General features: G+C 37.8%; 6 protein-coding genes. All 6 read left to right on the forward strand.

Annotated elements, in window-relative coordinates; genetic code table 11:
- The first annotated feature begins 52 nt into the window (after positions 1–52).
- The 6 genes from csm3 (at position 53) to csm6 (ending at position 5,580) form a co-directional block, all read left to right on the forward strand.
- Positions 53–751, forward strand: coding sequence for a type III-A CRISPR-associated RAMP protein Csm3 (csm3, locus tag ACJHV0_RS10145; RefSeq protein ID WP_483134117.1), 699 nt, complete (start codon positions 53–55; stop codon positions 749–751).
- A gap of 20 nt (positions 752–771) precedes the next feature.
- Positions 772–1,713: a type III-A CRISPR-associated RAMP protein Csm4 gene (gene csm4 / locus ACJHV0_RS10150; RefSeq protein WP_483134118.1), complete on the forward strand. Its 942-nt coding sequence runs from the start codon at positions 772–774 to the stop codon at positions 1,711–1,713.
- Complete coding sequence (locus tag ACJHV0_RS10155) at positions 1,714–3,294, forward strand: RAMP superfamily CRISPR-associated protein (RefSeq protein WP_483134119.1); 1,581 nt, start codon at positions 1,714–1,716, stop codon at positions 3,292–3,294.
- A complete protein-coding gene (cas6, locus tag ACJHV0_RS10160) occupies positions 3,294–4,199 on the forward strand; it encodes a CRISPR system precrRNA processing endoribonuclease RAMP protein Cas6 (protein ID WP_483134120.1) in 906 nt (301 codons plus the stop codon). The genes ACJHV0_RS10155 and cas6 overlap by 1 nt, the downstream gene beginning before the upstream one ends.
- 62 nt (positions 4,200–4,261) lie before the next feature.
- Positions 4,262–4,426, forward strand: coding sequence for a CRISPR-associated protein Csx16 (locus tag ACJHV0_RS10165; protein WP_483134121.1), 165 nt, complete (start codon positions 4,262–4,264; stop codon positions 4,424–4,426).
- Positions 4,426–5,580: a CRISPR-associated ring nuclease Csm6 gene (gene csm6 / locus ACJHV0_RS10170; RefSeq protein WP_483134122.1), complete on the forward strand. Its 1,155-nt coding sequence runs from the start codon at positions 4,426–4,428 to the stop codon at positions 5,578–5,580. Before ACJHV0_RS10165 ends, csm6 begins: the two co-directional genes overlap by 1 nt.
- The last annotated feature ends 525 nt before the right edge of the window (positions 5,581–6,105 follow it).

Here is a 6,105-nt window from a genome sequence, read left to right on the forward strand (position 1 = left end):
GAAACTAAAAGAAACTAAAAGAAACTAAAAGAAACTAATTAAGGAAACTAAGATGAAATTAACTAATATTATTGAAATTAAAGCAAAATTAGTCTTAAAAACAGGTTTACATATTGGCGCAGGTGATAGTGAAATGCATATTGGTGGTATTGATAACACAGTGATTAAAAATCCGATCACCCAATCGCCTTATATTCCGGGTTCGAGCTTAAAAGGCAAAATTCGCTCATTGTTAGAGTGGCGTAGTGGTGACGTAAAAGAAAGTCCGTTGAGTTTAAAAGATCTTCCAAATGCAACGAATCCAAATAATGTAAAAGATATTTTGCGTCTATTTGGCGTAACAGGCGATAGCAAAAATGATGACGCATTATTAAGAGAGTTAGGCGTTTCTCGTTTAGCGTTTTGGGATTGCCATTTAAATGCTGATTGGGAAGAAAAAATCAAAGGCGATAATTTGTCTTTAACGGAAGCAAAAAGCGAAAATACGATCAATCGCATTACTGCAACAGCTGATAACCCACGCCAAACCGAACGAGTTCCAGCAGGGGCGGAATTCGATTTCAAATTAACAATGCGTCAATTTGAAGGGGATAGTGATGCGTTAGTCGCATTAGTGTTAAAAGGTTTACGCCTGTTAGAGCTAGATAGCTTAGGTGGTTCAGGCTCGCGTGGTTACGGTAAAGTGGAATTTCAGGATTTAACGGTTGATGGCAATGCTCGCAATTTAAGTGAAATCAACCCTTTTGCTTAGGAGCGAAATAGGAGCGAAAAATGCAAACTTATCGTTTTACGTTGAAAACACAAACGGCATTTGGCACGCCATTGGTGGGCGATAGTTTATTCGGACAGTTTTGTTGGGCGGTGGTGCAGCATTATGGCGAAACACGCCTTGAAAATCTGCTTAATGGCTATGCTGATCAAAAGCCGTTTATTGTGATTTCTGATGCTTTTCCGAAAGGCTATTTGCCTTTGCCTGCTTTGCCTTCTCAATTATGGGAAAACGGCGCAGAGCAAGATCGCAAAAAATTGAAAAAGAAAGCGTGGATTGATGTGGCACAACATGCACAATCGGTGAATGCTTGGCAAAAATCTGCAAAAAATGATGCGGAAATCGGATTGCAGAAAACAACGCAGGATCAACCACATAATACACTTAATCGCCAAACAATGACGACGGGTGAAAACGAATTTGCCCCTTATTCAATATCGCAAATTTGGTATCCACAACATACCGAGTTGGATCTGTATGTGGTATTTGATGACGCTCGGATTAGACTTGATGAAGTTATACAATGTTTAAGCGATATTGGCAAAATTGGTTTTGGGCGAGATGCATCTATCGGTTTAGGGAAATTTGAATTAGCACAAACACAAGCGGTGACATTTAGCACAAAAAATGCAAATGCGTACTTAACCCTTGCTAATACAGCACCACAAGGTTTGGACTTAGATTCAGAAAACAGTTTTTATCAACTGCATACCCGATTTGGGCGACACGGTGGTTTATATGCCTTAGGTAGCAATCCTTTCAAAAAGCCGATTATTCTTGCCAAAACCGCTGCGATTTTTGCGGTTGAAAATTGGCATAAGCCTTTTCTTGGCAATGGGTTAGCGAATGTGTCTTATGCACAAGAAAAAGCAGTACATCAAGGCTATGCCCCTGTTGTGCCTGTGTTTGTTGATTTTTTTGCGGATTACCCTAAGGACGTTTAAATGAAACCTTTTATGCAAACTCACAAGGTTTATCTCACGCCAATTAGCCCGATTCATATCGGCTGTGGTGAAGATTTTGAGCCGACAAATTATGTGATTGATGATGGAGTGCTTTACCATTTTGAGCCGAGTAATTTAAATTTAGATCAAACAAAACGACAAGAATTATTAAATAAAGCGAATAGCCAAGATCTATTAGCTATCCAACGCTTTTTTATTGCTAACAAGGCATTAGCGAAAGCACAGACACATTATTTTACTGATGTTGCCACAGGTATTGAGCAAAATTATCAGCAACGAATTGGTAGAGTGGCACAGCACGAAAGCAATGGTAACAAGGTAGTGGCTCAATTAGCGATTGAGAGAACCGCTTATTTACCTTATGCCAATCAAGTTTATATTCCTGCTAGTGGTTTAAAAGGCTCGTTAATTACAGCGATTTTAAATAAAAAACACCAAGAAAATGGGAATAAAAAAGTTGATAAAAAAGAAGCGAAAATGCTTACCAAGCAATATGTCGGTGAATTTGCTGAGAGTTTGGGGCGATATATTCGTTTTGGTGATTTTATTTCGACAGGTGATGTATCGAGCAAAGTCTATTTTTCGGTAAATTATAAAAAAGTAGAAAGTAAATCGGGAAAAGACGCGAAAGGGCTACCACTAAGACGAGAAGCGGTTTTAAATGGGCAATATCGTGCATTTTGTAGTGAATTAGTATTGGCAAAAGTGGGGAAAGGATTGCAAGAAAGTTTTAAAGCAATTTCTATTTCTGCGGAAAATCTGATTCACACCTTAAATAAATTCTATTTACCGATTTTTAAAACCGAATTACAGCAATTATTAGATCGTCGTTTAGTGAATACCGAGTGGGTGAATAGTGTACTGAAAATCGTTGAGAATAATAATGTGGCTTTAATTCGTTTAGGTAAAAATGGGGCAGATAGCAAAGTTTATCAGGGTAAAGATATCGCTCAAATTAAAATTATGAAAGGCAAAGGAATGGGAGTAGATTATAAAGACCGAGCTACTACCGTTTGGCTTGCCGCTGAAAATGATAGTTCTACTACTGGGCTTTTGCCTTTCGGCTGGGCAGTATTGGAATTTGATTGCATAAGTGATAATCAGATACTCAAAAATTGGTGTGAACAACAGCCGAAATCAACCTTTGATAAAACTGCGATTTTAGCAAAACGAGCTGAAATTGAAGCTGAGAAAGAACGCCAACATTTAGTAGAATTGGAAAAAATCGAGCAAGTAAAACAAGCTGAAGAAGCTGAAAAAGCAAGATTAAATGCCTTGAGCAAAAATCAAAAATTAGTTGAAGAAAAATTAACTCAGTGGGCAATACAAGAGAAAAAACAATTTACAGTTTCTCCTATATTTAGTGAAGCTAAAAAATTACTAGAAGATGCTCAACAATGGAATAAAGAAGATCGCCAATTTCTTTATGAAAAAATTGATCCTACAAAAGCTAATGAAGGTTTACAAAAATATGTTGATGGTTTAAGTGGTTTTAGCAATTTAAAAGCAAAATCAGCCGTTGAATTTAAAAAACTCCGAAATAAACTGGTTGCTGAATAATGGATCTTTACGAATTTCCTATCGCTCGCTACCGCTTGCAATTTCAGGTAAGCGAGCCTTTTTCTTTACCTGAATACGCAGGCTCTACACTGCGTGGGGCATTTGGGCGATCTTTACGTCGCATTGCTTGTATGACAAAACAAGCAGATTGCAAAGGTTGCCCACTTTATCGTAGTTGCCCCTATACCAACATTTTTGAAACTCCCGCCCCGATTTCCCCAAGTCGGCAAAAATTTAGCCAAGCGCCGAACGGCTATATTATTGAGCCACTAGAATGGGGCGAGAAGCACTATCAACAAGGCGATATTTTTGCTTTTGATTTGGTGTTGTTTGGGCGATTAATTTCTCAGCTTGCGCTGATTATTTTTGCTTTTAAACGTGGCTTGGCATATAACCTTGCTGGCGGGAAAGCAGAATTAAGCGATATTTTATGCCAAGGGCAATCTGTGCTTAACAATGGCGTTATTGTGGAACATTCTGTCCATATTGAATTGCCATCATCATTACCTACGGATCTAACGATTGAGCTTGATACCCCCTTAAGGCTACAAAATAATGGCGTTCCACTTAACGAAAGTTATATTCATAAAGAACGTTTTTTTATCGGTCTAGCAAAACGCTTGGCACTATTGAGTGAATTTCACGATAAACCGATTTCGCTGGATTTTGAACAAATTAAACAAGATATTCAGCAAATTCACGATCATAAACAATTACATTGGCAAGATTGGACACGTTATTCCAGCCGCCAAAAACAGAAAATGCACTTAGGCGGTGTAATGGGGCAGTGGCAGTTTGATAACCTTTCCCCTACTTTGGCTAAATTACTCTATTTAGGGCAGTGGATACATTGTGGTAAAAATGCGACTTTCGGGTTAGGGAAATATCGGATTACAAATTTGTAAACCCCATATTTTGTAGAATTTTGAGCTAAATTGACCACTTGTTTTTGAATGAAGGGGGAGTTATGTCAGTTTGGTTTGTTTCTCGTCATCAAGGAGCGATTGAGTGGATTAAACTGCAGTCTATTCAAGTGGACGCTTTTGTTGAGCATTTAAATGTAGATAGCATTCAAGCGAAGGATTTGCAGCAGTTAAAATCAAAAATTCAGAATTGGATAGGTAAAAGATAATGAACAACACAAAAAAGATTTTGTTATCAGTAACTGGTATGTCCCCAGCCGTGGTCACCGAAACCCTTTACGCCCTAGTCACCGAAAAAGGTTTTATCCCGAATGAAATTCAAGTAATCACCACACTACAAGGAAGAAACCAAGTGTTGAAAACCTTGTGTGGTATTGAAGGGGGGCGTAAAGAGAAAAAAGGGGCTTTGGAAGAGTTTATTGAAGACTACGGCAAGCAATACGGTATTGAACAAATCTGTTTTGATGAAAGCTGTATTCATATTATTGAAAATGAAAACGGCGAACAGCTTGCCGACATTCGTTCGCCACAAGAAAACAACTTGGCGGCGGATAAAATCGTGAGCCTTGTAGGGAAATTATGCAGTGATGAAAATAACCAACTGCACGTTTCGATTGCTGGCGGACGCAAAACAATGGGCTTTTTTATGGGCTATGCATTGTCGCTTTATGGGAGAGAGCAAGACAGCTTATCACACGTTTTAGTTTCTTCCGATTTTGAGAACTTGCCGAGTTTCTATTACCCGAAACCTTATTCCCACAAAATTCTTAACGACCGCACAGGGCAAGAGTTTGACGCACAAGATGCCAATGTAATGCTTGCGGAAATTCCGTGGGTGCGATTGGGCTTGGGGCTATCTGATGAATTGTTAGGAGGAAAAATCTCTTATAGTGATTCGGTGGTAAAAGCTCAACAGTTACACACCAAACCGCAAATTCGATTTTTAAGCCCGATTGACGATCAAAAAGTCCAATTTGGTGATACAGTTATCAAACTCTCACCGAAAGAGTACAGTTTATTATTAAGTTTGGTGTTAGATAAAAAAGCAAACTGTATTTATAGCACTGATGAAGATACTTTTGAACGCTATTGCCAAATTTATTCAATTTTCAAAAATACAGAACGGTTGGAAGAACGAGTTGAAACCAGCGTATTGGAGCAAGTTGAAGAAATCGCTAAAATTTTCTCTGAATCTCAGGCACATTTAGCTAAAAAGATCAGAAAAGCGTTTGCAATTGGCAAAGGCGTTGATACACCCTATATCCCCTCTTCCACCCATAAACGCTATGATTTACTTATTGAATTGGATAATCTGATATTAACCGAAATCCAAGCTGAATTGCAGCATCATAAAATACTTTAATCATTCACACTATACAAGCGGGCGGTTTTGCAGAATTTTTTGCAAAATCGCCCGCTTGTTTTTACATATTTGCAAAAAGCGTAATCGTTGATTAATTTCCCTATAATGTGACTCATCGGTAAGCACAACGCTCAAACAAAAAAATAAAATCGAAATGCAGAATTTTTACAAATATGCACTCTTAAAAAAATTAAAAAATTTTAGCTAAAATAACCATATCAATATAACGAAAGGAGAATAAATATGTATAACTTCGAACCTAAATGCAAACTTCCACCGATAGAAGTGCCTTGGTAACAAGGCTGGGGCAAGGAGGCCCTACAAATTTGTAAAAATCACAATGTACTAAAAACACAATTACAATTTTTATCACAAGCACAGGAGAGAACAACAAATGAAAGATTTATTACATATTTTAATTGACATTATTTTTGATGACTACTAGTGAAAACTAGCGGTTCTAGATTGCTGATATAACCTAGTAAAGATTGATGGAAAAATAAGGAGCAATAATGCCGACAATTA

It is taken from the genome of Mannheimia sp., from assembly GCF_056854775.1.

Coding starts and splice junctions, on each gene's coding strand:
- csm3 (WP_483134117.1), top strand. CDS start 53: ATGAAATTAACTAATATTATTGAAATTAAAGCAAAATTAGTCTTAAAA.
- csm4 (WP_483134118.1), top strand. CDS start 772: ATGCAAACTTATCGTTTTACGTTGAAAACACAAACGGCATTTGGCACG.
- ACJHV0_RS10155 (WP_483134119.1), top strand. CDS start 1,714: ATGAAACCTTTTATGCAAACTCACAAGGTTTATCTCACGCCAATTAGC.
- cas6 (WP_483134120.1), top strand. CDS start 3,294: ATGGATCTTTACGAATTTCCTATCGCTCGCTACCGCTTGCAATTTCAG.
- ACJHV0_RS10165 (WP_483134121.1), top strand. CDS start 4,262: ATGTCAGTTTGGTTTGTTTCTCGTCATCAAGGAGCGATTGAGTGGATT.
- csm6 (WP_483134122.1), top strand. CDS start 4,426: ATGAACAACACAAAAAAGATTTTGTTATCAGTAACTGGTATGTCCCCA.